The following is a 24,807-nucleotide window of genomic DNA, read 5'->3' as shown; positions in this document are numbered from 1 at the left end:
CGGCCAGTCAACTACTGCACGTTCAATCAAGCGGTGACGCATCATGGACAATCCCTTCCAGCTCATTACCGATGCCTTTGCAGCGGACTATCAGATCAACCTGAGCATTCAAGGTCTGGACGGCAGCATCATGCTGACCCTCTCCAACGGTGGCCACGTGGTCGCCAAACGGATGATCAGCGCCGAACAACGCAATGACCCCACCCGACTCAAACGCCTGGTGCAAAGCATTCAGTTCGGCATCGCCATTGAGCAAGGCCACAGTGCCGTGACGATCCTCGAAGCCATGACCGACGACAATCGCACCCTGCGGCACCCCCACGTCAAAGGCCATTCCCGGCCGGCCGTCAGGCTTTAAAGCTCGCCTTTTTCAACCTCGGGATGCTCACCGGAACCCGCGCCGATCTTGCGCTGCGGGTGTTCGATCTTCAACGAGGGAAACTGCGACGAGGCGTAACGCACCACCAGGATCGAAAACGCCAACAGCAGAATCCCGCCGCACAAGTAGATAATCCCGATGTCTGGCGGATTGTGGTGCGACACGTTGGAAATCAGCAGTCGCGTCAGCGCGGTGATCGCCACGTAGATCAAAAAACGCACCGGCATGTGGTTGGTCTTGAAGTAAATCCCGACCATCGCGCCCAGTTCCAGGTAGATGAACAGCAGCAAGATGTCATCGATCTTGATATGACCGGCCTCGATCATCTGTAAAAATTCCATCACCGCGGCCCATGCGGTCACCGCCCCGATGGCGAACAGTGCCATGTAATGGAAGGTCTCGACGAACAGGTTGCCCAGAGACTCGGCCAGTTCATGCACGTTCTGCCGCAGGTTTTCAGCCCAGTTGATTTTCACGATGATGCTTCCTTAGGTCGGTTCGTCCGGATGATGCGGATTTGACGTGACGATTGTTCTGCATGCAGAAAAAAGGCCAGCGGCTGTTGGGTGAGATGGCCATGGGTTGCTGCTGGACACTTTTGTGGAATTTGGCGGCCCCAATCGCGAGCAGGCTCGCTCCCACAGGGGGGTCTGCGGCGTTCACCAAACCAGTGTGGGAGCGAGCCTGCTCGCGAAGGGTGCAACTCGGTTCACCTGACAACCACTGATTTCGGTCTACATTAAAAAGCCACTACCCAAAGCACAGAGATTCGCTTATCCTTTTCGCTGTATATAAATACAGTAGTCGAAACAGACAACTAATGTGAAGGCATGTGAGGTGGTGAATGGCCGTCGAAGTGGTATACCGCAGCAGCCGAGATCTGGAGCGCTTGTTCATGGATAAAGCCGAAGCTGACCGTCATGACAAAATGCTCGAACTGGCCGAATTGCTGGCCGAAGTGTTGCAAAAAGCCGTTCCGTCCCTGACCGAACAGCAAGTGGAAGAAGCCGGGATCTACATGGCGAAGAACCGCGATGTGTTCGCCAAGGCATTCAAGAGCCAGCCGGATGCTTTGTCCGAACTGCTCAATGCCCCTGCTGAAGTCGCTGAAGAACCTGAGCCTGTAGAAGTGGTTGCTCCTGTTGAGGTGCAAAGCGCTGAGCCGACCAAGCCCGCCAAAGCCGCCAAGACACCCAAGTAAGCAACGCCCGAATTGAATAGGCCCTGAGTCATATGGCTCAGGGCCTTTTTCATGGCCGCAGACCCGGCGCGGCGCGGAAACTAATTGAGAACGCCCCCTAGGCCTCGGGTTGCTCCAATGCGTCGACTAGCGCCTTGAAGAATCGCGCTGCTTCACCGCCCGTCACCACCCGGTGATCGAAGGTCAGGGACAGCGGCAAGATCGAATGCACCACCACCGTGCCATCGACCGCCACCGGTTCTTCGCGAATCGCGCCGGCCGCGAGGATTGCCACTTGCGGCGGCACCACCACCGGGTTGGCGTAGCGTCCGAACAGTGTGCCGAAATTCGACAGGGTCAGGGTCGCGCCCATCATTTCCGTGGGTGGAATCGAGCGCGCCTGCACATCGGCGCGCAAGCGCATGACACCGTCCTTCAGGTCCGCCGCCGTGCGCTGGCCGACATCGCGCAGCACCGGCACAAACAAACCGTCCGGGGTGTCCACGGCAATGCCCAGGTCGAGCCGTTGGTGTTGTTTAAGCGAGAGGGTTTTGCCATCGAAAGCGCTGTTGAGCACCGGCTCTATGGCGCACGCCACCGCTATCGCCTTCGCCAAACGAATCAGCGGTTCCCGTGCCTGGCCCCAGCGATGCAGATCGGCGTCGCCAAAAATCGTCACCGGCACCACTTCGGCATGGGACCTGGCCATGTTCAACGCCATGCTGCGCCGCACACCGCGCAACCGCTCGCCACCGAAGCGCTCACGTTCGGCCTGGGAGGCGTTTTCCACATCGTTGCGAGTGATCAGGCCTTCGTGGCCGGAACCGGTCAGCCCGCTCAATTCGACGCCGAGTTGCCGGGCCAATTGACGCACGGCCGGGGTGGCGCGGTTCGCCAGGTGTTCGCGGGTCGAGGGTGCGGCGCCGATAAAAAACGCATCTTCCTGATGGCTGCCGCCCCCTTCGAGGCGTCCGACCACGGTACCCGCGTCCGCTTCGCCTTCGTAACCGAGCAACGGTTCACCGACGTGAATGATGTCACCCTCGCCACCGTAAAGTTTCGCCACTACGCCGTCGTAGGGCGCCGGGATATCCACTAACGCTTTGGCGGTTTCCACCGACACCAATAGCTGATCGGCCTTGACGGTATCGCCAGACTTGACGTGCCAGCGGACGATTTCCGCTTCCTGCAAACCTTCGCCCAGATCCGGCAGTTTGAAATATTTCATGGCGGCCTCCTTGGGTTTCAGGCGTAGTTCAACGCGCAATCACAGGCCTGAAGAATGTCGTCGACGTTGGGCATGTACAGTGATTCCAGTCGATACAGCGGCGGCGGAATATCCGGCGCCGTCACTCGTTGGATCGGCGCCTGCAACATCAGAAACACTCGCTCGTACAGGCTGGCAGCGATCTCCGCGCCGACACCACAGGAACGTGGCGCTTCGTGGATGATCACGCAGCGGCCAGTCTTGCGTACCGAGGCTTCCAGGGTGTCGAGGTCCAGTGGCTTGATACTCGCAACGTCGATCACTTCCGCCGAGACGCCTCGATCAGCCAGCGCCGTCGCGGCTTGCAGGGTTTCCATCACGCTGGCACCCCAGCTGATCAACGTGATGTCGCTGCCCTCGCGCAGGGTGAAACAGCTGTCCAGCGGCAGGCGTTTGCCGTCGTCCACCAGCGGTTGCGGGTTCATTCGATAGAGTCGGGTCGGTTCGAGAAACACCACCGGATCCGGGTCGTCGATGGCCGCCAGCAACAAGCCATAGGCCCGGGCCGGTGATGATGCAATGACCACTCGCAACCCCGGAATGTGCGCGAACAGGGCTTCGGTGCTTTCGCTGTGATGCTCCGGCGCTCGAATGCCGGCGCCCATCGGTGTGCGCATGACCATCGGGCACGTCATGCGCCCGCGAGTGCGATTACGCAGGCGGCTGGCGTGGGACACCAGGTGTTCCATGGCCGCGTAGATGAAGCCCATGAACTGGATTTCCACTACCGGTTTCAGGCCTTGGGCGGCCATGCCGACTACCAGTCCGCCGAGCATGGTTTCGGCCAGCGGCGAGTCGATGACCCGCTTGAAACCGAAGCTGTCACGCAACCCTTGGGTGGCACGGAACACGCCGCCGTTCACGCCGACGTCCTCACCGAGGACGATCACGTTTTCGTCTTCGCTCATGGCCCGATGCAACGCCAGGTTCACCGCCTCCAGCAACGTGACTTTACCGTTACTCATGGCCCGAACCTCCCGCCCGGCGCGCGGCCCGCTCAAGTAACCATTCGCGTTGTTCGGCCAGGGCTGCCGGCCACTTCGCGTAAACGCAATCGATCACCGACTCGGGCGCTTGAGTGCCCGCCGCCTCGAAGTTATCCACAGCACGCTGCACCAACCCCTGGCATTCACTGATCAGCGCCTGTTCGCGGCCTTCGTTCCACACGCCCTGCCCGACCATGAAGCGTTGCAAGCGCTTGACCGGTTCTTCGAGCCAGGCCTGCTTGACCTCGTCCGCCGGCCGATAGCGCGTGGCATCGTCGGCGGTGGTGTGATCGCCGAGGCGATAGCTCAGGCACTCCAGCAGCACCGGGCCTTTGCCGTGGCGGGCCCGCTCCAGTGCGACGTGCACTCGGTCGTATACGGCGAGCATGTCATTGCCGTCCACCTGTTCGCCGTGAAATCCGGCGCCGATCGCTTTCTGCGCCAACGTCGGGGCTGCGCACTGAATTCGCCGGGGCACCGAGATTGCCCATTGGTTGTTGTTGACCACAAACACCACCGGCAACTGCCAGGCACCCGCGACGTTAAGGGCTTCAAGGAAGTCGCCCTTGCTGGTGGCGCCGTCGCCGCACGTGGTGACCACGACCCGATGCTCGCCACGAATCTTGAATGCGCTGGCGACGCCGCATGCATGCAGGGCCTGGGTGGCGATCGGAACACAGATCGGAAAGTCCTCGGCCACCGCTGGTTCGGCAAAGTCACTGCCGCGCTCGTCACCGCCCCAATACAGAAGGATTTCTTCCATACGCACACCGCGCATCAACTGCACGGCGGTGTCGCGGTAATACGGCACCAATACGTCTTCGGCATGCATCACGCTGCCGACGGCGACGCCGATCGCTTCCTGGCCCAATGTCGGCGCGTAAGTGCCGATGCGCCCGGTGCGTTGCAGGGCGACGGCTTTCTGATCGAAGAGGCGCGTCAAGACCATTTGCCGGTAAAGGCGCGCCAGCAAATTAAAGTCGTCGGCCCAGAGGGGAAGATCGCAGAGTAATTGACCTTCGGGGGATAAAAATCGGGTGTAAGGCAGCTCAACCTTGTGCGGCATTACAGGGCTCCTGGCACGCGGGGTGTGCATGCAGTGGTCAAGCCCGACGCTTATGGCGCCAGGCCTTGGGAGCAAGCTGGCCGGATAAGGCCCTCACTCCTTCATCGGTACAGCACTTTCTCAGCCAACTCGTCCGCGACCCGGGCCGGCGAGCGTTTTTCCGCCTGGGCATGGGCAAAGACCTCGGTCAGCCGTGAGCTGATTTTCGACAGGTGCGCGGTGATGGTCGTGAGCGCTTCGCCGCGGTGTTTGAGCGACACATAGATCAGCCCGCCGGAATTGATCACGTAATCCGGCGCATACAGAATGCCCCGCCGCTCCAGTTGATCGGCGACGTCCAGATGAGTCAGTTGATTGTTCGCCGAACCGGCCACTGCCGAACAGCGCAGTTGCGTCACGCTGTGGCTGTTGAGCACACCGCCGAGACCGCAAGGCGCGAGAATGTCACACGGGGTGCTCAGCAATGCATCGTTGGCAATCGGGTGTGCGCCGAGTTGTTCCATGGCCAGTTGCACCTTGCCGTGGTCGATGTCACTGACCAGCAGTTCGGCCCCCGCCGCGTGCAGTTGCTCGGCCAGGGCATAACCGACATTGCCCAACCCTTGGATCGCCACTCGCAAGCCTTCGAGATTGTCGCTGCCCAGGCGGGCCATGGCGGTGGCACGAATGCCGGTGAACACTCCCATCGCCGCGTGAGGCGCAGGGTCGCCCGCCGAAGTGGTGCTGGTGACGTATTGAGTTTGTTGGGCGATGCAATCCATGTCCGCCACCGAGGTGCCGCTGTCGATCGCGGTGATATAACGGCCATCAAGCTGGTTGATGCAGCGGCCGAAGGCTTCGAATAGCGCCGCGCGGTTTTCCACATGAACCGGACGAACAATCACCGCGACGCCACCGCCCTGTGCCAGGCCGGCCAACGCAGCCTTGTAACTCATGCCTTGGGCAAGGCGCACGGCATCCTCGATGGCAGACTCGTCGCTGGGATAGGCAAGGTAACGACACCCGCCCAGGGCAGGCCCCAGACGGCTGTTATGAATGGCAATGACCGCCTTCAACCCGGTAACCGGGTCGACGCTCAGATGCAGCGATTCAAGGCGAGTGCTTTGCATGAGAGCGAACATCGTAAGGCTCCCGAATCACTTCTTGTAGTCGCCAGTATAGGCTTGCGCCCAAAAATTGCAGAAGCGCACCGGAATAAGCAACGTCGCAATGCTGGCTTTCGGAAATAACCTGCTGCGACCGGTGCGCGGCACTGGACGAATGGCGGGGACGGGGCTAAAACGAGGCATTCCCCGGAGATTTTGATGACTCCCCGCCAACGTTTTTTCGACTGCCTGCAACGAACACCGCCCGCGCTGTTCGAGGCTGCGCTGTGGATTGCGGCCGAACACGATAGCGAGGTGAGTCCCGAGGTGGTGCTGAAAAACTTCAGGGACCTGCAACAGCGAGTCAGTCATGGCTTGCCGATGCTGCCGGTGAGTGAACTGGCCCAGCCTTTGTTGCGACGCATGAATGACCTGGGGTTCGCCCAGGACGATTTCACCCCGCTGCGCCCGCAAGTGGCCTTGCTCGATAAAGTGTTGCAACGCCGGCGTGGCCAGCCCCTGGCCCTGGGGTTGATTGCGCTGGAGCTGGCCAAAGGTCTGGAAATCCCCATGGTCGGGGTCAACTTCCCCGGGCATTTCCTGCTGCGCGTACCGGGTGCCGATCACCTGCTCGACCCTTGCGGCGGACGCCGGTTGTACCCCAACGATTGCCGGGAACTGCTACACCGCCAGTACGGCCCGAACATCCAGCTCAGCGCCGAACACTTGGTCACCGCCGAACCGGTGCAGATGCTGCAAAGGCTGTCGCGCAACCTGCGTCAGTTGCACCTTTCCAATGATGATTACATCGGCGCCCTGATCGACGCCGAACGCGTGCTGGAACTGGGTAACGCCAGCGCGTCCGACTACCTGGCGCGGGCCAGCCTCTATCAGCGGCTCGATTGCCCGAACGCCGAGCGTTTCGACCTGGAACATGCGTTGCTGCTCAGCGATGATCCGATACAGCGGATTCGGCTGACGGAGCGGCTGGGGCATTTGCCGCCCAATTCCATCGTTCACTGATCACAGAGACTCTGTGGGAGCGAGCCTGCTCGCGATGAACTCGAAGGCGACGCACTTTTCCAGACAGTACGCGTGATCGTTCACGTCCATCGCGAGCAAGCTCGCTCCTACATTATGGGGTATCAGGCTGATTCGCCGGATGGGCCTTGATGAACGCCGGATGTGTGGCTGCCAGCGCCGCCACCCGACGAATCCGTGGATACGCCTCAAGGGCAATGTTAAAGCGCTCAGCGGCATATAGCTGCGGGATCAGGTAGACATCCGCCAATCCGGGTTCGTCTCCAAAGCAAAAACCCTGATCACCGATCAGCTGCTCCACGGTCGCCAAGCCCTGACTGATCCAGTGCCCGATCCACTCCATCACCTGCGTCTCATCGTGGCCCAACTGCCGAAGTTTGTTGAGCACGCTGACGTTGTGCAGCGGATGCACGTCGCAACCAATCACCGCCGCCACCCCGCGTTCATGGGCGCGAGCGGCAAGGTCTTTGGACAGCAGCGGCACCTGTGGAAAACGTTCCTCCAGGTACTCGATGATCGCCGGTGACTGGATCAGCAGCTCGCCTTCATCAGTGCGCAGTGCCGGTACTCGACCTTGCGGGTTAATGGCGAGGTACGGTGGCTGGCGATGCTCGCCACCTGGCGGCGCGATCAGGTTGATCGGCAGCGCCTGGTAATCCAGCCCCTTGAGCGCCAGCGCGATACGCACCCGATAGGACGAAGTCGAACGGTAGTAGGTATAGAGTTCCATGACCCGCTCCTCTTAGCGTGCCGGCAGCACTTTGCCGCGGCACTCGCCAAACCCGATGGAGGCAAAACCATCGCGACTGCAACGGGCGCGCAGGATGATTTCGTCGCCGTCCTCAAGGAACTTGCGCACCTCGCCCGACGCCAACTCGATTGGCTTTTTACCGCCCTCGGTGATTTCCAGCAGGCTGCCGAACTGACCGCTTTGCGGGCCCGACAAAGTGCCCGAACCGAACAAGTCACCGGCCTGCAACTGGCAGCCGTTGACGCTGTGGTGCGCGACCATTTGCGCCACGGTCCAGTACATGTGTTGTGTGTTGCTCAGGGTCAGGCGGTGGGCCGGCAGGTTTTTCTCGCGCATGGCTTCGGTGAGCAGCAACACTTCGAGTTCGATATCGAACGCGCCAGCGGCTTGATCGCGCTTGTCGAACAGGTACGACAGCGGCTGCGGGTCACCTTCCGGACGGGCCGGCTGGGCACGACGGAACGGCTCCAGCGCTTCGGCGGTCACGACCCACGGCGAGATGCTGGTAATAAAGCTCTTGGACAGGAACGGGCCCAGTGGCTGGTATTCCCAGGCCTGGATGTCGCGTGCTGACCAGTCGTTGAGCAGGCAGAAACCGGCGATATGATCGGCGGCGTCCCCGATGGCGATGGAGTCGCCCATCTCGTTGCCCTGACCGATCCAGATGCCCAGTTCCAGCTCGTAATCCAGACGAGCACAGGGACCAAACGTCGGCTCGGTCTGACCGGCCGGCAAGGTCTGGCCTTTCGGACGGCGAACGTCGGTGCCGGACGGGCGAATGGTCGAAGCGCGGCCGTGATAACCGATCGGCACATACTTGTAGTTCGGTAGCAGCGGGTTGTCGGGACGGAACAATTTACCGACGTTCTGCGCATGCTCGATGCCGACATAGAAGTCGGTGTAATCGTTGATTTTCGCCGGCAGGTGCATCTCGCAATTCGCCGCCAGTGGCAGCAGTTTCGCGCCTTGGGCTTCGATCTTGCCGTGCAGGGTGCTGCCTTCGGCAAACAGTTCCAGCAGGCGTTCGCGCAGAGCGACGCGAGCCTCACGGCCCAGTTCGAAGAACGCATTCAGCTGACCGCCACGGGTGGCTTCGACGGCTGCGCGGGCGGTGCCGTCGAACAGACCGGCGTCGAGCGCTGCTTGCAGATCAAAAATGTGATCACCGATCGCCACGCCGCTGCGCGGTGCGCCCCCCTCGATGCTGAACACCCCCAATGGCAGGTTTTGCAGCGGGAAATCGCTGTGGCCGTTGGCGGAGGCAACCCAGCTACGAGTGATGGAAGTCTGAGTCATGGGTTATCTCCGGGTCGGGTCGAAAGTGGCGGGCAGTGAGGCCCAGCAAGCATCGTAGTTGTTTTGCAGTTGCGGGCATTCGAGGGCGAAACGGCTCGGACGCAGCACTTGGCTGGTCTCGAACATGAACGCCATCGTGTTGTCGATTTTAGCCGGCGCCAGCTCGACGTTGATCGCCTTGGTGCAGGTTTCGCCGTCGGGGCCGTGCGCGCTCATGCAACTGTGCAAGGACGCGCCACCGGGCACGAAACCTTCGGCCTTGGCGTCATAGGCGCCCTGGATCAGACCCATGAACTCGTTCATCAGGTTGCGGTGGAACCACGGTGGCCGGAAGGTTTTCTCGGCCACCATCCAGCGCGGCGGGAAGATCACGAAGTCGAGGTTGGCCAGACCGTGAACGCTGGTCGGCGAAGTCAGGACGGTGAAGATCGACGGATCCGGGTGATCGAAACTGACCGTGCCGATGGTGTTGAAACGGCGCAGGTCGTATTTGTACGGCACGTTATTGCCGTGCCAGGCCACCACGTTCAGCGGCGAATGATCGAGCTCGCAGCCCCACAACTGGCCGAGGAATTTCTGCACCAGCGTGGTCGGTTGCTTGAGATGTTCGTAGTGCGCGACCGGGGTCAGGAAATCCCGCGCATTGGCCAGGCCATTGCTGCCGATAGGCCCGAGGTCCGGCAGGCGTAGCGGCGCGCCGTGGTTTTCGGCGATGTAGCCGCGGGCTTGTGGGTCGAGCAATTCGACACGGAATTTCAGGCCGCGAGGCAGTACGGCGATTTCCAGCGGCTCAAGCTCCAGCACGCCCAGCTCGGTGACGATGCGCAGCCGTCCCAGTTCAGGAACCAGCAGCAGTTCACCGTCGGCGTTGAAGAACACGCGCTCCATGGAGCGGTTGGCGCGGTAGCTATAGATGCTGATCCCGGCGGGTTTTTCCGCACCTGAATTGGCGGCCATGCTCACCAGTCCGTCGATGAAATCGGTCGGCTCGCTCGGGATGTCCAACGGATTCCAACGCAGCCGATTGGGGGTGACTTCACCCAATGGCCCACCGGCCAATTGCCGATCCAGTTTAACGAACGCCGGGTGATTGGCCGACGGCTGAATCCGATACAGCCAGGTGCGCCGCGCTTCGCTGCGAGGCATGGTGAATGCGGTGCCGGAGAACAATTCGGTGTAGAGGCCGTAGGGGGCTTTTTGCGGGGAGTTCTGGCCGACGGGCAGTGCACCAGGCAACGCTTCGCTGCTGAATTCGTTACCGAAGCCTGACTGATAAAGCAGCGCGGGCGCCGTTGAGTCGAGGGTCATGGAGCCTCCTGAACAGGGGATAGGCAATGGCCCGTCGCTCTGTTGCAGAGGACTTTGCATGCCCGGGTTATTTTTATCGTAATTCAATTACGCTTAACGTAATTTGATTGGTATTGACCGTCAAGCTATAAAGACGCCCATTCATCCCGGGATCACACCGCCTCCATGGAAAAACCTACCAGCGACAGCAACGGCAAACAGAAGGTGCGCTCGGCCGAAGTGGGCACCGACATCCTCAAGGCGTTGGCCGAGTTGTCGCCATCGACTTCGTTGTCGCGGCTGGCCGAGCACGTGCAGATGCCGGCGAGCAAGGTTCACCGCTATTTGCAGGCGTTGATTGCCAGCGGCTTTGCTGAACAAAACGCCGCCACCAACCATTACGGTCTGGGCCGCGAAGCCCTGCGCGTGGGGCTGGCCGCACTCAACAGTATGGACGTGTTGAAAGTCGCCGCCCTGCCCCTGGCCGAACTGCGCGACGAGTTGAACGAGACCTGCTTCCTCGCGGTGTGGGGCAACCAGGGGGCAACCGTGGTGCATATCGAACCGGCGGTGCGCGCCGTGACAGTGGTGACGCAATTGGGGTCGGTGTTGCCGTTGCTCAGTTCATCGACAGGCCTGGTGTTCGGCGCGTTTCTACCCAAGCGCGAAACCGTCGGCCTGCGTGAACAGGAATTGCAAGCCGGCGGTGTCCATGCCCTGGCAGACGATCAACACTATGCGACGTTGTGCGAACAGATCCGCGATCGCGGCCTGCATCATGTGCATGGCTTGTTGATGCCTGGAGTCGACGCGTTGTCGGCCCCGGTGTTCAACGCCGTCGGGAACGTGGCGGCGGTCATGACCATTGTCGGCCCGGCGTCGCTGTTCCACGCCGACGAAAACGGCCCGGCGGCGCAGCGCTTGCTGGCGACGACACAGGCCGTGAGTTGGCGGATGGGCTATGAGCCGGCTGCCGTATCCGGTTAGTCGGGTTTATTCCAGCAGCGTCAGCTCGCTGGAGTCAGGCTCGGCCAGCGCCTCCTTCATGAGTTCGGTGATCACCGCCAAATCTACGGTTTTCCCACTGCATGCCGAGACAACACTCATGCAGGTATTCACATCGCCCAACCGCTTGGCGATCAACTTCTGCGCCTGGGAAAACCCCAGCTTACCGATGCGCAAGGTGGCCAGTTCCAGCATGCAATCCAGAAAGCTGGAAAACGCTTTTTCGTTGTCACCTTCGTGATACGCCAGCGCCCCCTCAAAGACCGATTTCGCCATCACTACGGCGCTCAACCCGAGACCGATGGGAGGGAAGACGCATCCTATGACGGCGACTGCCGCCACCGCAGCGTCATAGGACAACATGGCAACAATTTCGACAAGACTGCTGGTCTGGGCATCCACCCCGTTAATGATCTGACCGATCATTTCCCGATAACACAGTGAGAAGTCGAAAACCCGGCTATTGACCTGCAGCACTGGCGGTTCGACATCGCCGCTGCTGCGCATGACGTCTTCAACGTAAGTATTGATCACTCGCTGGTCAGTGAACCGGGCACGCTTGCAGTAATAACCGCCCAAGCCGCATCGTCTAATCGACTTCGAAAAATCAGCCAAGGGTCGGAACCATCGGCCATCCGGCGCATGCGGGGTATACAACAGATCCTGAGCGTCGCCGTTGTCCATTATGCGGAAAACATAAACACCCTGAATCCTGCGGTGCTCAACATGAAACTGGTAAACACCGTCGCGCTTGGGTGAGTCGGGATAGTCTACTGTGATGGGATCTGTGGGTTCCGGCTCGCACAACCGGTCGATGGCTTGTTCGATTCGATCGTACTGGTCGCGCTGGAGTGCACCGCTGAACCACTCGGCCAACGCGGCCCGGCGCATTTCATGCAGTTGAACGTTTACATAAACATCGCGTTTCAGTTCATACCCAGGCGCGTCTTTATCCAGATAGTCCGAACGCAGCATATCGATGTATTTTTCACCCGGACGAAGCGCTTTCGACCAGTTGGCGATGTAGTCATCCAGCAGGTTCGACATGGGCGGATGACCCGGTAACAGACGAATTCGCGGATAGATTCCGGGGTTATGCACCGGACCGCTTTCTTCGGTGATGTGATGCTCTTTAATGATGAGCTGAGTCAGCGTCATCGATTGTGAGTCGTCCAATTCCACCATGATCAGATCAGGATTGACCGACACCGCCTCCCCGTTGTCCGCCATCAGGTCGTCCGCCATCTTTTTCACCAGATTGAAGGCAAACTTTTCGTAACTGATCAGTCCCGCTTCGTGGCCGGCCAGCCGGGTCAGCGCTTTGAGTTCGGTGTTCAACCGGGCGAAATATTTTCGGTGATAGGACGATGCGGAGCGATAACCGGCGGGCGTGACCGTTTCCAGCTCACCCCGCAGCCAGTCGATATTAAGCGACACCCCTTGTTGGAGCACACTGCCTCCCGATGCAGACCAGACACGGCGCTTGATATCGCGCCACTGGCTTGGCAACTCCAATACAAGCCGCATGTACGATTCGATGAATTCTCGCTCAGTGGCGTGACACTGTCGGCTCAGGTAGCTGCGCCCTGCCGGCGATCCCACCCATTCGGCCACACGCTGGTTCAATTGCCTGAAGGACGGAAATTCGTGCCATGACCTGCCTTCAGGCCCATGCGGTACATACAGCACACAACGGCCGGCTTCGCCGTCCGGTCCGCAGTAAACAATCAGGTCATGGAAAGGTTTTTCCCAGCCGTCGAACGAGACTGCTGCCACTGAATAGCCTTCGGCTTGCTGCGAGGCCAGATCAACTATTTTCAGACTTTTATCATCAATGTGTTCCTGCAGTTTCGCGCTGAACGAACTCAAGTCTGTGCGACTGTCCAAACGATCCTGCAAGGCGCGAAGAACCTCTTCGCTGCTGTACTTCTCTTCAAATTTTACTGAGTACAACGAACGCAGGCTGGTGTCGCCCAGTACGTCCAGAAGGTCTTGCCCGGTCACGCCGGATGGCAGCGTTTCACCTTCAAGGGCAATTTCCAGCGGAGCACTCGCCGGGTCATACCGACCGTTCAACATGAACTCGGGAAGCGTCAGGCGATTGCATTGGACGACTTTCTGCTTGCCGACATAAAACGTATGCCGGGCACTGACGAAGACCTGCTGTGGATCGATGACTTCGCCGCTGAGAATTTTGACAAACTCCCTGGCATACACACGGGCAAACTCTCTGAGCGACCTGACGTCCTGAAGCAATTCATCCACCGCTTGCTCATTTTTTGCCAATGCCTGTTCCGTGTCGAAGTAATACTGGCGATCTTCTTCACTGGCCCGCTGGAGCCAATCGGGTATCTGTTGCGGTTGTACAGCCATGAGTCGTTTCGATGGCCGTAGATGTTCTTCCTGAACCGTGTCGCCCATCGTATGGTTTGAAACTTTAATACTCATGCACTAATCCTTATGCACACTTGTCCACAAAAAAAGCCTGGCAACGCTGCCAACCATGGCGGCATTGCCGGACCGATAAATGTATCGGCGGTTACAGGCTCCGGTAAGACTCGACCACCGCACGGCCAAACAAATTAACTTGCTCCACGTCCAAACCGACAACTCGATAAACGGGGTCAAATGTCCACTGCTCGGAAAACACACCGGCATAATTTTCGTCGAAGGCAGGCCATTCATCTGCCTGCACTTTCTCCATGATTGCCCAACTCAAACTTTCCGAGTAATCAACGACCTGCTCACCCTGATCATTGATCACCATCGAGTTGAGGTAGGTATCATCCGCATTAATCGTGTAGCCCGTACTTTGAAAAATCTTGTTGAGTTTCGCACTCACTTCTTCGAGCAAACCCGTTTTCATAAATAGCATCCTTTCAATAAATTATGAGTCGACCAACATACACTCAAAAGACAAATACCCTTTAACCGGGCCGACGCACAACTTATAAACACCTCAATACCTGAAGTACACCCCACTACTTGTATGCATTCGTAAACAACCTATCAGCACTTCAAACAACTATCCCTAATATTTTCGCCTGAGCCACGGCCTGAGTTCTACGCGCCACCCCTAACTTCCCATTGATCCGTCGCGCATGGGTTTTTACTGTATGTAACGATATAAACAACTGATCAGCTATTTGTTGATTCGAGTTTCCCTCAGCCACTAATTTAAGGACTTCTATTTCCCTCTGGCTTAGCCGGCTTTGGACCGAGGCCATCGACTCTGGAAAGCTGGCCGATTCGCTACCTCCAATGGCCTCCGGCAACCGTGGCTGGCGCAACTGAAGATCGCGCAAGGTTTGTTGAAGGTTGCAGCGCTCGACCAGGACCAATCCTTCCTGCAACGACTGCCGGGCGGTGACAGCGTCGCCCGTCAGCCAGGCGACTTCTGCTGATACCAAGTGCAATTGCGCTTGCAGCCTTAACATCCCTCGCTGCCGTGCCCACTGCAACCGGGTTTCGAGCCGGGCCAAAGGCGTTTGCGCCTGCCCCAGATTCACCTCGGCCAGCACCTGCAGATATTCCAGGCCAGGAATCAGCTCCAGCGTCGCCGGTGGCGCCTGTCGTGCATGAGGGCCGTGATAGTGGCGCAAGACGCGGGTCAGGGCTTCGTGTGCCAACTCCGGCCGCCCCTGTTGCAACCAGAAATGGCAACTCAGGTGCAACAGGACACTGCGATACACCGTGTCCGGAATTTGCCGTTGCTGCATGACCCGTTCGGCATCACGCAGAAGGACGAACGCTTGCGCGTAATCCAGGCGATTGGCAGCGAGTTGCGCCAGACCGAGAAACCCATACAGCGCTCGTTTGTCATGGTTGCGCAGGCAGGCCTGCAATCCGCTTTCGAAATACGCGGCAGCCTGCGTATCCTGGCCCTGACACAGGCTCAAACGCCCCCGATGCAAGGCAATACGTCCCATCAGCGGTTCGGCCAGAGGTTGTTGCTGCGCGAGCAAGTCGTGCAGGTTGGCCAGCAAACTCTCGGCCCGGCCGGCGGCCCCCCGCTGCTCAAGCAATTGCGCGTGATCAAGCTCCAGCAGACACTCAAACACCAATGATCCTTTTGCACGGGCCAGGCACAACGCTTCACGGTTAATCGCCTGCGCAACGTCGAGTTCGCCTCTGAGCAACGCTTGTTGGGTCAGACCGGACAGGCACATCAGCCGGGCCGTCCAGAGCTCGGGGCCGAGTTCGCTGAGCGCCTCCAGTAAGTGCGCGCGCGAGCCGTCCATCCGCCCCTGCAAATGCAGCAACCACCCCTGGTGTGCCTGCCAGCGCGCGATCAATTGCCGTTGAAGGAGCGCCGACGGCTGAGGGGTGAAATGCGACAAATGTTCGATGCATTCGCCTGCCTGCTCGAATCGCCCGGCAAACAACAGGGTTGCGGTGATCAACCCGACCAGTTGCGGCGAGCCGAGCATCAGGTCGGCGCCTTGCTGCTCATGTAAACGCAACAGGAGCACCACGGTCTGTTCCTCGAACAGCTGCTCGAAACTGAAATGCTGCAGCAGACTGACCGCAACCTCGAACTCTTCGGCCAGCAAGGCCTGCTCAAACGCGGCTTTCCAGTCCAGTTCGGCCGCGAACCACTGGCAGGCGCGGCGGTGCCAGGAGCGTCCGGCGGGCCATTTTTCTTCGCGCATCAACTGCGAGAGTGGGGCGAAAACCTGCTGCCAGTCTGTCGAGTCTTGCCAGGGGTCAATGAAACAACCCAACGCCTGCAAGGCACTCAGGCATTGGGCGCCCTCGCCCGCGCCGAACAAGTGATCGCACAGGCGGGCATTGAAGCGTGGCAAGTGCGCCAGTACCCGCCAGGCTTCCGCAAGTTCCGGGGTCAGGCTGGCGAACAACTCATGCTCAAGGTAATCGTGCAGCGTGTCCGCTCGACCGCCGGATTTGTCATTGCGTGACCAGTCGCATTTTTGCAGTAGCGCCATCCGCACGCCGGCGCACCAGCCACCACTGCGTTCGAAAATCCTGCTGGCCCCTTTGCGCGCCTGCGCCGGTTCCAGGTGATGCAACAGGCGTTCAATCTCGTCTTGATTGAACGCCAGCGTGGAGCGCTCGCAGTCATACAGTTCGTCATCGAGTAACAATCGTGGCCAATTACATTGCGGCCGACGGCGACCACTCAGCCACCAGGTGACCATCGGACTGTTGACGGACAACAGTCGGTCAAGCAACAGATCCAGTTCCGGGTTGGGAAGACGGCAGTAGTCATCAAGCGCCAACCAGGTCGGCGTCTGCAACCGAGCGAGGGACTCAAGCAAAGCAGCTTCGTCCAACGCGCCAAGGCCCAGTGCTTGCGCGAGCAGCTGTCGAAAGTCGGCCGCACTCAGCGGCTCCCCGTTCAACGGCAGCCAACAGACCCGACACTGTTCGGGCGCCTGCAACAGGCATTCGGTGAGCAGTGCACTCTTGCCGCTGCCGGGCGGTGCGCAGAGCAATTTCACTCGCGCGGTCGATGCCAGCAACGGCTCGATCAACCGGTCGCGAGTCAGGTGATGGAAAGACAAACGAGGCAGGAGTCCAGGACGGTCCAGACAGGGTGTCTTGGCAGTCATAGTGGTGCGCCTTTTTATAATTGTGGCGCCACCCTAGCCCTCTCTACACAGCTTGTTGAAGAAGTATTCAACAGACTGATCGACACCTATAAAAAAGGTGACCGTAAAGTCACCTTTTTCTGTAGGGCCTGTAGGAATGGTTACCTCACACCTGTACTCCGCAAGGCTGCCGGCGTGTAATCCCCTGCTTTGGCATCGATACCAAACTCGAAGCTGTGCTTCTCCTCGTTCTTCATCCCCAGGGCAATGTAGCGACCGGCGATCAGGTCATACAACGCTTCAACGGTGTAGGCCGGAACCTGGTGATCGTAGTAGAACTGCGCGTGCCCTTCGGCGACACGCCAGAGTTGACCGCGACCGTCGTAGTGATCGGCCAGCGCCACTTGCCAACTGTCTTCGTCGAGATACATGTGACGCTTGGCATACACGTGCCGTTCGTTGGGCTTGACCGTGGCGACGACCTCCCAGACCCGATGCAACTCATAGCGGGTCAAGTCCTGATTGATGTGCCCGGCCTTGATGACATCGTTGTAAGTGAGGCTGGGTGAGTCGAGTTTGTAGCTGTTGTACGGGATGTACATTTCTTTCTTGCCGATCAGTTTCCAGTCATAGCGATCCGGTGCGCCGGAAAACATGTCGAAGTTGTCGGTGGTGCGTAGCCCGTCGGACGAAGAGCCCACCCCGTCATAGGCCACTTGCGGCGCTCGCCGCACGCGGCGCTGACCAGCGTTGTAAATCCAGGCCTTGCGCGGTTCCTTGACCTGATCGAGGGTCTCATGCACCAGCAACACGTTACCCGCGAGCCGCGCCGGCGCAGTCACTTCCTGCTTGAAATAGCTGAGGACGTTTTCATCACTGCCCGGTTTCAAATCACCGAGCAACGAGGGCACAGCGACTTCGTCCTTGAACCGGATAACCGTGTAATCACCATTGGACTGCGGCGTTGCCTGGGTAATGGTGCGACGCAGATTACCGCCGTGGTAGCGGGTGATGTGGTTCCAGATCACCTCGACGCCATTCTTCGGAATCGGGAAGGCGTAATAGCGATTGCCGGTGAAATTGGCCAGGCCATTGCCGTCGTTGATCGGCGTCACATTCAGGGCGCTGCGCTTGGCCGATTCATTGATTTCCGGTGGTACGGCCACGGTACGATGGGTCGGATAGACCGGGATCCTGTAGGTCTCGGGGTAGCGTTTGAACATCGCTATTTGCCCGTCGGAGAGCTTGTCCTTGTACTTATCGACCGTCGCTGCCGTGATGATAAACAGCGGCTTTTCATTGGCAAACGGGTCGGCCAGGAAACCTTTGCTGTCCACCGCGCCCGCGTTTTTCGGGAGGCCGCCGGTCCAGGCCGGGATCGAGCCGTCGGCGTTGCCGGCCTTCTCGGCGCCCAACGGCGTCAGGCTGGTGCCGAGCGTGTTTGCTTCTTCCGGCGACACCGCCGCCATCACGTCGGCGGCCAACAGACTCAGGGCCACAACGCCGCATTGCAGAATCATCTTGCGCATTGAAATCATCCTTCTCAGCCAGATCAGAAGTTCACGCCAAAACTCAGCGCCAGGAAGTCGCGATCTACCAGGGTGTTGTAGTCACCGCCGAAGAAATCGGTGTAACTCAAACTCGCGGTATAGGTGTTGCGGTAGTCGGCATCGACGCCGACGCTGATGGCCTTGGCGCCTTCGTTGAACAACCCGTTGGGGCCGTAACCGGACACGTCGTGCGACCAGGACAGGTTGGGTTTGAAGTTGATTCCGGCGATGACGTTGTTGTAGTCGAGGATGGCGCGGGCGCGGTAACCCCAGGAGGTCGACGTGACGAAACCGTCGGTGTCACCGCCAAAACCGTATTGGCCGTACACCGAATCCCGGCCGTAGCGCAGCTTGCTGCGCGACTCCAGCCCACCGACCCGGACAACCGCTGCTTCGCCCACGAGTGTCAGGCGGTCGGCGCCCGCCACCTGATCGATGAAGTGCGTCAGGGTGCTCTGGACCTGCGTGATTTCCTTGCGCCGGTAGCCTTTGTTGTCGGCACCGGGGGTCGTCGCGATAGGTGACGCCGCACCGCCCGCGATCGGGTTGAGCATCGCCAGGGTCAGGTCGGTGCTGTTGATCTGTACCGGCGCATTGGGCCGATAGCTGATCTCACCGGTCCACGCGGTGCCGGTCGGCAACGTAGTGGAGAAGCTCGCGCCGTACAGGCGAATGTCTTCCGGGTATTCGAGGTAATACTGGCCGCGACCGAGCATCACACTCTGCGCAAGGGCCGAGCCGGTGCCGGGTGCAACACCGTTGGCGGTGCCGACGATCCCTGGAATACTCGCCAGCGTGCCCGGTCCGGCAGTGGTGGTGCCGACCGTTGGCGTACGGCTGTGGTAGTTCATGAAATACAGGCCGTACTCGGTGTCGTCACCGAGCCAGCGCAACGCCGTCCCCCATTGCCCGGAGTCACGGGCATCGCGGTCCCCGCCACGGGGGACAATCACGCCCTCCTTGCCGACCTCAAAACCCTGGCCAAACGCCGCAGCGATCGGTTGCAGCGGCGCAATGGCCGGGCTCCCAACGGTGTAACCCTTATTGCAACCGTCCGCCGCCACGTCGCTGCCAAAGAACGTGCCGCAGTTGTCGAGAACGGTCTGGTCCCATTCCAGTTGATAGAACCCTTCCACCGTGAGCTTGTCGGTCAGCCCCTGGGAGGCGAACAGCATGTTCACCGGAATCAGGCCTTCCTTGATCTCCGCGCCAGGACGGCGGAACGCTGAAACGTCGACTGGGTTGATGCTGTTGATCGAGTTGCCGATGAAGGTACTTTCGCCCCAGCTGACCACCTGCTTGCCGGCGCGTACCGTGCCCGGCAGATCGGCGATGGAATAGTTGTGATAGACGAAGGCGTCGAGGATCTGCGCACCGGAGGACTTGGCGCCTTCCTGGCGGCCATGGTCACTGATCTGTTTGAAAGGGCGGTCTTCGTCCTGCAACTCGAAGTCGTACCAGTACTTGCCACGGACGAACACGCCGGTGTCGCCGTACTTCAATTCGAGATCGTGAATGCCCTTGAAGATCTTCGAGAAGGTTTCGCCCTTCTTGAAGTTCAATCGCCCGTCGTCACCGGTCGACGCCTGGCCGGTGCCGCCGTTGACGATCCCTACCAGGGATTTGTCGGCATCGCGCATGCCCCAGCTCGCGCCAACGGACAGCGAAGAATCAAACGTCCCCTCGATTTCCCCAATGTTGAATGAAACGGCCTGTGCCTGGGCACAGCAACCCAAGGCAACCGCAGCGGCCAACGCTTGCGGTGTGAAGATGGCGCGCATTGTTGTTTTTGTCATGCGTCTTCCCCGGTGAGTGACAGAAGGCCCCACCCTACTGCCGCCCGTTGGGGTCGATAAGCGCACCAAGGAGGTATTCGTGGTGTCGCTCTAAAGGATGAATGGCCATCAGGATTGGAGGATAACGCGGGGTATGGATGGGCTGGATGGAGGAACATCAGTGCAGCGCATGAACTCACTAAACACGCACTTGTAGCAGCTGCCGCAGGCTGCGTTCGATGTAGGAGCGAGCTTGCTCGCGATGGACTTGAGAGCAACGCGTTTATTCAGGAAGAACGCGTTATCGTTAACGTCCTTCGCGAGCAAGCTCGCTCCTACATCGAACGCAGCCTGCGGCAGCTGCTACAGGTGCGCATCGTGACTGTTGCCCAGATTGCAACACTGCATGTCAGGAATCGCTATTTTTCCTTTTGACTCAAACGCTTATTCTTGCCGGGCTTTCACGGCAAACGGCCTGAAAGCACGGAGCAATGGCGCGTGATCCGCCCGCGCCGTTAGCGACAGATTTCAGATGCGTTGAAGATTTTCAGCTCATCACCCGGTGTACACAGACGTTGATTTGTAGCTCCTTGATTTAACGTCTTACTTTGGCCGCTGCGTTTGCAGCGGCCTTTTTTATGGGCGATGGTTTTTGTAGGGAGTTGCTCCAGCTACTGCCTACACACACTGCAGAGAGTGCCTACAGGGTTATGTAAGCACGCGAAGCGCCACATCGAATAAGGTTAATTGCAAGCCAGCCATTATTGGTATTAGCACGCGGACTTCAACCTAATTCATTGTGAGTAATCCCTCATGAAACCTATTAATTACAACAACCATCGTGCCACTAAAAGTTTCAACAATCGAATACGTTTTCTAATTTTTCACTACACGGCCGGTAACTTCTCCAGTTCGGTCAATGCACTGACCGGGCCGAATGTCAGCGCCCATTATCTGGTTCCCGACATCACTGACCCGAGCTATATCAAAGCAGGCTATACCGGGCAGGAAGTCTTCAATCTCGTCGACGAAACCCATCGCGCATGGCATGCGGGCATCAGCCAGTGGGGCAATCGCAGCAATCTGAACGACACGTCCATCGGCATTGAAATCGTCAACCTTGCAACGTTTAACCAAGGGGTTTTCAACTTTCCGCCCTATCAGCCAGAGCAAATTTGCGCGATTGAAGAATTGGCGCTGAACATCCTTGAACGCTACCCGGATATCAGCCCGACCCGTGTTCTGGGGCACTCCGATATTGCGGCAGGCCGGAAAAGTGACCCTGGTCCGAAATTTCCCTGGCATGCACTTCATATGAAAGGTATCGGCGCCTGGTTCGACGAGGCCACCCGGGATACCTATCTGCAGCAATACAATGAAACCGGTATTCCCACCCGAACCCAATTACTGACGTTGTTCAAGACTTACGGTTACGACGTTTCCGACGCATCAACCGAACAAGGCTTCACACAACTTGTTCGAGCATTTCAATTGCACTTTCGCCCGGAAACTTACGACGGGATCATGGATACGCAAACGGCCGCGCGTCTGGCGGCATTGGTTCACAAGTATTTTCCTTGATGACCGTTGCACACCAGACTTCAGGTCCTGATTTCAAAGCGCAGCAAGGTCGAGAACACTGACCTTGCTGGTTTTTTTAAAGCGAATATTTCTTCAAGTTCCCCATCATTTCCTTGAGCGCCTCTATGTTGTCCTTTGGATGCGCCGCCCCCTCGAAATCGCAAATCTGCTGCCAATGCGCCGCGACATCTTCCGGCGAGAAACCGACCCGTGGATCAAACCCGGCGCCCAGGCTGCGTTCCCAGCGCACTTTACCCATCCAGCCGCCACCGACTTCGAACAGTCCTGACGTTTCCTGGCAGTTCTCGCTGGCGAGGTACACCACCAATGGGCTGACGAGCTCCGGTTTGAGCTGTTCGAAGACTTGCGGCGGGATAAGGCCTTCGGTCATGCGGGTGCCGCCGGTGGGGGCGATGGCGTTGACCAGGATGTTGTTCTTGCGCCCTTCGATGGCGAGGGTGCGGGTCAGGCCGTAGAGGCCGAGCTTGGCCATGCCGTAGTTGGACTGGCCAAAGTTACCGTAGATGCCTGAGGTCGAGGCGGTGAAGATCACGCGGCCATAGTTTTGCTCACGCAGGTGCGGCCAGGCAGCGCGTGTCACTTTGTAGGCGCCTTCGACATGAATGCGGTAAACCAGATCCCAGTCCTCGTCCTCCATTTTGTGGAAGGTCTTGTCCCGCAGGATCCCGGCATTGTTGACCACGACGTCAACACGGCCGAAGACGTCGAGGGCGTGTTGAACGATTTTTTCGCCGTCGGTGACGGAGTCGTGGTTGGCTTCGGCGATGCCGCCCGCCTCGCGAATGTCAGCCACCACGCGATCTGCCGCCGAAGCATTGGCGCCTTCACCCTGCGCCGAACCGCCGAGATCGTTGACGATGACTTTGGCGCCCTGCCTGGCGAACAGCAGGGCATGGGCCCGCCCAAGTCCTCCACCGGCACCCGTGATGATCACGACTTTATCTTCGAAGCGCACAGACTCGTTCATTGGGGGGACTCCAGCAGGCCAAGGGGACAATGAGTCCGAGTGTCAGGCACGGCGCTGCGGGTCACAATGAACACGGCGGAGGCTGAATGGTGTTTGATAAGGCTAGGGGATGATGGCGTTTTAGATTGAGGTTATGGGGGAAAGATCGCAGCCTCGTTTCACTCGACAGCTGCTACAGAGTGAAACGAGGTCTGCGATCTTTCAGGCCTCAAGAACAGGCCATCTTGAGCGGCGTTGAAATCAACCGGTCGCGAAACTCCAGGTAATGCTGGAGCACCTGCCCCGGCGCCTCACTCTGCGGGTAATGGCCAATGCCGGGTAACAGCACCGTGTCGGGGTTCGGGATCAGCTGCCGATAGCGCTCGACCATGTGTGCGCCGGAAATCGGATCAACCTCGCCATCGATCACCCGCAGCGCCACCTCACCGCGCTGCATGGCGGCGACCCAGCGATCACGTTGGGCACGTCGCTCGGGGATGTAGGCGATCAGTTTGTGCAAGATCCGGGGCCCGTGATTGCTGTCGACCAGGCTCCAGAAATCGTCCATCTCGCTTTCCGAGGGGCGGCTGTCCGGACCAAAAATCTGCTGAAAGCTCTTCACCAGGGCGTCACGGGAAAAGGCTCGCCCGATCATCCAGCCCAAGGGGCTGAGCAAGAGTTTTTGCATCAATATCGGGCGATGAGTTTCGGGAAACAGGCCGCCATTGAGGAACACGCAACTGGCGATATGAATACGCGCTTCGTAATGCCGGGCCAACAGCTCCTGCGCCACGCTGTCGCCATAATCATGGGCCAGCACGTGCACCGGTTGCTCGACCTTCAAGTGTTCCAGCAGCGCCTGTTGCAGATCGGCTTGCTCCAGCAGCCGGTACTCGTGATTCATCGGTTTGGCAGAATCACCGAAGCCGAGCATGTCACAAGCGATGACTCGATAGCGCTGCGTCAGCGGCTGCCATAGGTAATGCCAGTCCCAACTGGCCGTCGGAAAACCATGAATGAGCAATAGCGGCTCACCCTGCCCCGCCGTCCAGTAACGGATGGCCAGGCCACGAAATACGAACGTCTGGCCGCGTTTGCGCCAGACACACAGCGGGATCTCGGCGAGTGGCATTAGAGTTTATACCCAGGGTCTTGTTTATCGAGTTTGCGCAGTAGCGCTGGCCAGGCCAGTGCCCCACCCATCCCTTGAGCACTTTTGGTGACGCCGGCAATCATCGCCCTGGCGCCCGCCAGAATCTGCGGGTCGATAGCGATCAGCTCGGCGCCACCGTTTTGCGCCAGCACCTGGATATCGCAGGCGCGCTGAAAGGTGAACATCATCAGGAACGTATCCGCGATGGTTGCGCCACAGGTCAGCAGACCGTGGTTGTGCAGCATCAGGAAATTGTTTTCACCAAGGTCGGCTTGCAGGCGCGCCTTCTCTTCATGGTTCAGCGCTACGCCTTCGTAAGCGTGATAAGCCAGGCTGGACAGAACAAACAACGACTGCTGGCTAATCGGCAAAACGCCTTGCTTCTGCGCCGACACCGCGACCCCGGCCGCCGTATGCGTGTGCACCACACAGGCGACATCGTGACGAACCTCGTGCACCGCGCTGTGAATGGTGTACCCCGCCGGATTGATCTCGTAGGGGCTGTCCATCAGTTTGTTGCCGGCCTGATCGACCTTGACCAGACTCGACGCAGTCATCTCGTGGAACATCAGCCCGAACGGGTTGATCAGAAAGTCTTCGGTGCCCGGCACCTTGGCCGAGATGTGCGTGAAAATCAGATCATCCCAGCCATGCAGGGCGACCAGCCGATAGCAGGCCGCCAGATCGACGCGGGTCTGCCACTCGGCGGCACTGACCCGGTCTTTGACATTGTCGGTGGATTGGAGGGGGGTTACGCTCACGACAAGGACCTCCTGATTCTTATTGTTTTTAACGTAACAGCAGTCTAGTCAGCCCCCGAGGTTGTTGTAGTTGCATTGGCAGCCAGCTTGATGGCCGTGCGAGTCAGCGGGCGGACGGGAGTGCC

20 protein-coding genes and 1 pseudogene are annotated in these 24,807 nt (G+C 59.1%); 5 read left to right on the top strand and 16 right to left on the bottom strand.

Annotated features, from left to right (window positions below):
• Positions 1–43 precede the first annotated feature (43 nt).
• Positions 44–358 carry a DUF3509 domain-containing protein gene (locus AC1MDT_RS26445; RefSeq protein ID WP_480419655.1) on the top strand — a complete coding sequence of 105 codons (315 nt, stop codon included), beginning with the start codon at positions 44–46 and terminating at the stop codon, positions 356–358.
• Here AC1MDT_RS26445 and AC1MDT_RS26440 read toward each other — a convergent pair.
• Positions 355–855: a phosphate-starvation-inducible protein PsiE gene (locus tag AC1MDT_RS26440; RefSeq protein ID WP_480419654.1), complete on the bottom strand. Its 501-nt coding sequence runs from the start codon at positions 853–855 to the stop codon at positions 355–357. The two genes, AC1MDT_RS26445 and AC1MDT_RS26440, sit on opposite strands and share 4 nt — an antisense overlap.
• 368 nt (positions 856–1,223) lie before the next feature.
• Here AC1MDT_RS26440 and AC1MDT_RS26435 point away from each other — a divergent pair.
• A pseudogene (locus AC1MDT_RS26435) lies at positions 1,224–1,478 on the top strand (YebG family protein); the annotation flags it as partial.
• A gap of 199 nt (positions 1,479–1,677) precedes the next feature.
• On the opposite strand, the gene AC1MDT_RS26430 reads toward AC1MDT_RS26435, so the two are convergent.
• The 4 genes from AC1MDT_RS26430 to AC1MDT_RS26415 all read right to left on the bottom strand — a co-directional run bounded on the left by AC1MDT_RS26430 (position 1,678) and on the right by AC1MDT_RS26415 (position 5,999).
• Entirely contained in the window at positions 1,678–2,787 is a 1,110-nt protein-coding gene (locus tag AC1MDT_RS26430) for a dihydrolipoamide acetyltransferase family protein (RefSeq protein ID WP_480419653.1), read from the bottom strand.
• A gap of 17 nt (positions 2,788–2,804) precedes the next feature.
• On the bottom strand, positions 2,805–3,791 hold the full coding sequence (locus tag AC1MDT_RS26425; RefSeq protein WP_480419652.1) for an alpha-ketoacid dehydrogenase subunit beta: 987 nt from the start codon (positions 3,789–3,791) through the stop codon (positions 2,805–2,807).
• Positions 3,784–4,878: a pyruvate dehydrogenase (acetyl-transferring) E1 component subunit alpha gene (gene pdhA, locus AC1MDT_RS26420; RefSeq protein ID WP_480419651.1), complete on the bottom strand. Its 1,095-nt coding sequence runs from the start codon at positions 4,876–4,878 to the stop codon at positions 3,784–3,786. The genes AC1MDT_RS26425 and pdhA overlap by 8 nt, the downstream gene beginning before the upstream one ends.
• A 101-nt stretch (positions 4,879–4,979) precedes the next feature.
• Positions 4,980–5,999, bottom strand: coding sequence for a Glu/Leu/Phe/Val dehydrogenase family protein (locus AC1MDT_RS26415; RefSeq protein ID WP_480419650.1), 1,020 nt, complete (start codon positions 5,997–5,999; stop codon positions 4,980–4,982).
• Positions 6,000–6,182: 183 nt separating this feature from the next.
• Here AC1MDT_RS26415 and AC1MDT_RS26410 point away from each other — a divergent pair, with 183 nt between their 5' ends.
• Positions 6,183–6,986, top strand: coding sequence for a SirB1 family protein (locus AC1MDT_RS26410; RefSeq protein WP_480419649.1), 804 nt, complete (start codon positions 6,183–6,185; stop codon positions 6,984–6,986).
• 112 nt (positions 6,987–7,098) lie between these two features.
• Here the strand turns inward: AC1MDT_RS26410 and maiA are convergent, their stop codons facing one another.
• Genes maiA through hmgA form a run of 3 tightly spaced genes read right to left on the bottom strand, consistent with a single transcriptional unit; the run spans position 7,099 to position 10,359 of the window.
• A complete protein-coding gene (gene maiA / locus AC1MDT_RS26405; RefSeq protein ID WP_480419648.1) occupies positions 7,099–7,734 on the bottom strand; it encodes a maleylacetoacetate isomerase in 636 nt (211 codons plus the stop codon).
• 12 nt (positions 7,735–7,746) lie between these two features.
• On the bottom strand, positions 7,747–9,051 hold the full coding sequence (gene fahA, locus AC1MDT_RS26400) for a fumarylacetoacetase (RefSeq protein WP_480419647.1): 1,305 nt from the start codon (positions 9,049–9,051) through the stop codon (positions 7,747–7,749).
• Positions 9,052–9,054: 3 nt separating this feature from the next.
• Complete coding sequence (hmgA, locus tag AC1MDT_RS26395) at positions 9,055–10,359, bottom strand: homogentisate 1,2-dioxygenase (protein WP_480419646.1); 1,305 nt, start codon at positions 10,357–10,359, stop codon at positions 9,055–9,057.
• A 165-nt stretch (positions 10,360–10,524) separates the two neighbouring features.
• On the opposite strand from hmgA, the gene AC1MDT_RS26390 reads away from it, so the two are divergent.
• Positions 10,525–11,325 (top strand): IclR family transcriptional regulator, encoded by an 801-nt coding sequence (locus tag AC1MDT_RS26390; RefSeq protein ID WP_480419645.1) that lies wholly within the window; start codon positions 10,525–10,527, stop codon positions 11,323–11,325.
• Positions 11,326–11,331: 6 nt separating this feature from the next.
• Here the strand turns inward: AC1MDT_RS26390 and AC1MDT_RS26385 are convergent, their stop codons facing one another.
• The 5 genes from AC1MDT_RS26385 to AC1MDT_RS26365 form a co-directional block, all read right to left on the bottom strand.
• The gene (locus AC1MDT_RS26385; protein ID WP_480419644.1) at positions 11,332–13,791 is read right to left on the bottom strand and encodes a dermonecrotic toxin domain-containing protein; all 2,460 of its coding nucleotides are present in this window, start codon (positions 13,789–13,791) and stop codon (positions 11,332–11,334) included.
• Between the two features lie 91 nt (positions 13,792–13,882).
• Positions 13,883–14,209: a hypothetical protein gene (locus AC1MDT_RS26380; protein WP_480419643.1), complete on the bottom strand. Its 327-nt coding sequence runs from the start codon at positions 14,207–14,209 to the stop codon at positions 13,883–13,885.
• Between the two features lie 151 nt (positions 14,210–14,360).
• The gene (locus AC1MDT_RS26375; protein WP_480419642.1) at positions 14,361–16,916 is read right to left on the bottom strand and encodes a LuxR C-terminal-related transcriptional regulator; all 2,556 of its coding nucleotides are present in this window, start codon (positions 16,914–16,916) and stop codon (positions 14,361–14,363) included.
• A gap of 140 nt (positions 16,917–17,056) precedes the next feature.
• A complete protein-coding gene (locus AC1MDT_RS26370) occupies positions 17,057–18,424 on the bottom strand; it encodes a DUF1329 domain-containing protein (RefSeq protein WP_480419641.1) in 1,368 nt (455 codons plus the stop codon).
• A 23-nt stretch (positions 18,425–18,447) separates the two neighbouring features.
• Entirely contained in the window at positions 18,448–20,241 is a 1,794-nt protein-coding gene (locus AC1MDT_RS26365) for a DUF1302 domain-containing protein (RefSeq protein WP_480419640.1), read from the bottom strand.
• Between the two features lie 792 nt (positions 20,242–21,033).
• Here AC1MDT_RS26365 and AC1MDT_RS26360 point away from each other — a divergent pair.
• Positions 21,034–21,801, top strand: coding sequence for an N-acetylmuramoyl-L-alanine amidase (locus AC1MDT_RS26360; RefSeq protein WP_480419639.1), 768 nt, complete (start codon positions 21,034–21,036; stop codon positions 21,799–21,801).
• A gap of 76 nt (positions 21,802–21,877) precedes the next feature.
• Here the strand turns inward: AC1MDT_RS26360 and AC1MDT_RS26355 are convergent, their stop codons facing one another.
• From AC1MDT_RS26355 to AC1MDT_RS26345, 3 genes are all read right to left on the bottom strand, one after another.
• Positions 21,878–22,789 (bottom strand): SDR family oxidoreductase, encoded by a 912-nt coding sequence (locus AC1MDT_RS26355; protein WP_480419638.1) that lies wholly within the window; start codon positions 22,787–22,789, stop codon positions 21,878–21,880.
• Between the two features lie 208 nt (positions 22,790–22,997).
• On the bottom strand, positions 22,998–23,900 hold the full coding sequence (locus tag AC1MDT_RS26350) for an alpha/beta fold hydrolase (protein WP_480419637.1): 903 nt from the start codon (positions 23,898–23,900) through the stop codon (positions 22,998–23,000).
• Complete coding sequence (locus AC1MDT_RS26345; protein ID WP_480419636.1) at positions 23,900–24,682, bottom strand: class II aldolase/adducin family protein; 783 nt, start codon at positions 24,680–24,682, stop codon at positions 23,900–23,902. Before AC1MDT_RS26345 ends, AC1MDT_RS26350 begins: the two co-directional genes overlap by 1 nt.
• Positions 24,683–24,807 lie beyond the last annotated feature (125 nt).

The sequence above is a fragment of the Pseudomonas sp. ASL7 genome, from assembly GCF_056680375.1.
The sequence above is the reverse complement of the archived record's forward strand: the minus strand, read 5'-3'. Positions and strand labels throughout refer to the sequence as shown.

Bases quoted from the DNA above. Each gene is read 5' to 3' on its own strand.
- AC1MDT_RS26385 (WP_480419644.1), bottom strand. From the start codon at position 13,791: ATGAGTATTAAAGTTTCAAACCATACGATGGGCGACACGGTTCAGGAA.
- AC1MDT_RS26355 (WP_480419638.1), bottom strand. From the start codon at position 22,789: ATGAACGAGTCTGTGCGCTTCGAAGATAAAGTCGTGATCATCACGGGT.
- AC1MDT_RS26390 (WP_480419645.1), top strand. From the start codon at position 10,525: ATGGAAAAACCTACCAGCGACAGCAACGGCAAACAGAAGGTGCGCTCG.
- AC1MDT_RS26370 (WP_480419641.1), bottom strand. From the start codon at position 18,424: ATGCGCAAGATGATTCTGCAATGCGGCGTTGTGGCCCTGAGTCTGTTG.
- AC1MDT_RS26350 (WP_480419637.1), bottom strand. From the start codon at position 23,900: ATGCCACTCGCCGAGATCCCGCTGTGTGTCTGGCGCAAACGCGGCCAG.
- AC1MDT_RS26375 (WP_480419642.1), bottom strand. From the start codon at position 16,916: ATGACTGCCAAGACACCCTGTCTGGACCGTCCTGGACTCCTGCCTCGT.
- AC1MDT_RS26360 (WP_480419639.1), top strand. From the start codon at position 21,034: ATGAAACCTATTAATTACAACAACCATCGTGCCACTAAAAGTTTCAAC.
- AC1MDT_RS26380 (WP_480419643.1), bottom strand. From the start codon at position 14,209: ATGAAAACGGGTTTGCTCGAAGAAGTGAGTGCGAAACTCAACAAGATT.
- pdhA (WP_480419651.1), bottom strand. From the start codon at position 4,878: ATGCCGCACAAGGTTGAGCTGCCTTACACCCGATTTTTATCCCCCGAA.
- AC1MDT_RS26425 (WP_480419652.1), bottom strand. From the start codon at position 3,791: ATGAGTAACGGTAAAGTCACGTTGCTGGAGGCGGTGAACCTGGCGTTG.
- fahA (WP_480419647.1), bottom strand. From the start codon at position 9,051: ATGACTCAGACTTCCATCACTCGTAGCTGGGTTGCCTCCGCCAACGGC.
- AC1MDT_RS26410 (WP_480419649.1), top strand. From the start codon at position 6,183: ATGACTCCCCGCCAACGTTTTTTCGACTGCCTGCAACGAACACCGCCC.
- maiA (WP_480419648.1), bottom strand. From the start codon at position 7,734: ATGGAACTCTATACCTACTACCGTTCGACTTCGTCCTATCGGGTGCGT.
- AC1MDT_RS26415 (WP_480419650.1), bottom strand. From the start codon at position 5,999: ATGTTCGCTCTCATGCAAAGCACTCGCCTTGAATCGCTGCATCTGAGC.
- AC1MDT_RS26445 (WP_480419655.1), top strand. From the start codon at position 44: ATGGACAATCCCTTCCAGCTCATTACCGATGCCTTTGCAGCGGACTAT.
- AC1MDT_RS26430 (WP_480419653.1), bottom strand. From the start codon at position 2,787: ATGAAATATTTCAAACTGCCGGATCTGGGCGAAGGTTTGCAGGAAGCG.
- hmgA (WP_480419646.1), bottom strand. From the start codon at position 10,359: ATGACCCTCGACTCAACGGCGCCCGCGCTGCTTTATCAGTCAGGCTTC.
- AC1MDT_RS26365 (WP_480419640.1), bottom strand. From the start codon at position 20,241: ATGACAAAAACAACAATGCGCGCCATCTTCACACCGCAAGCGTTGGCC.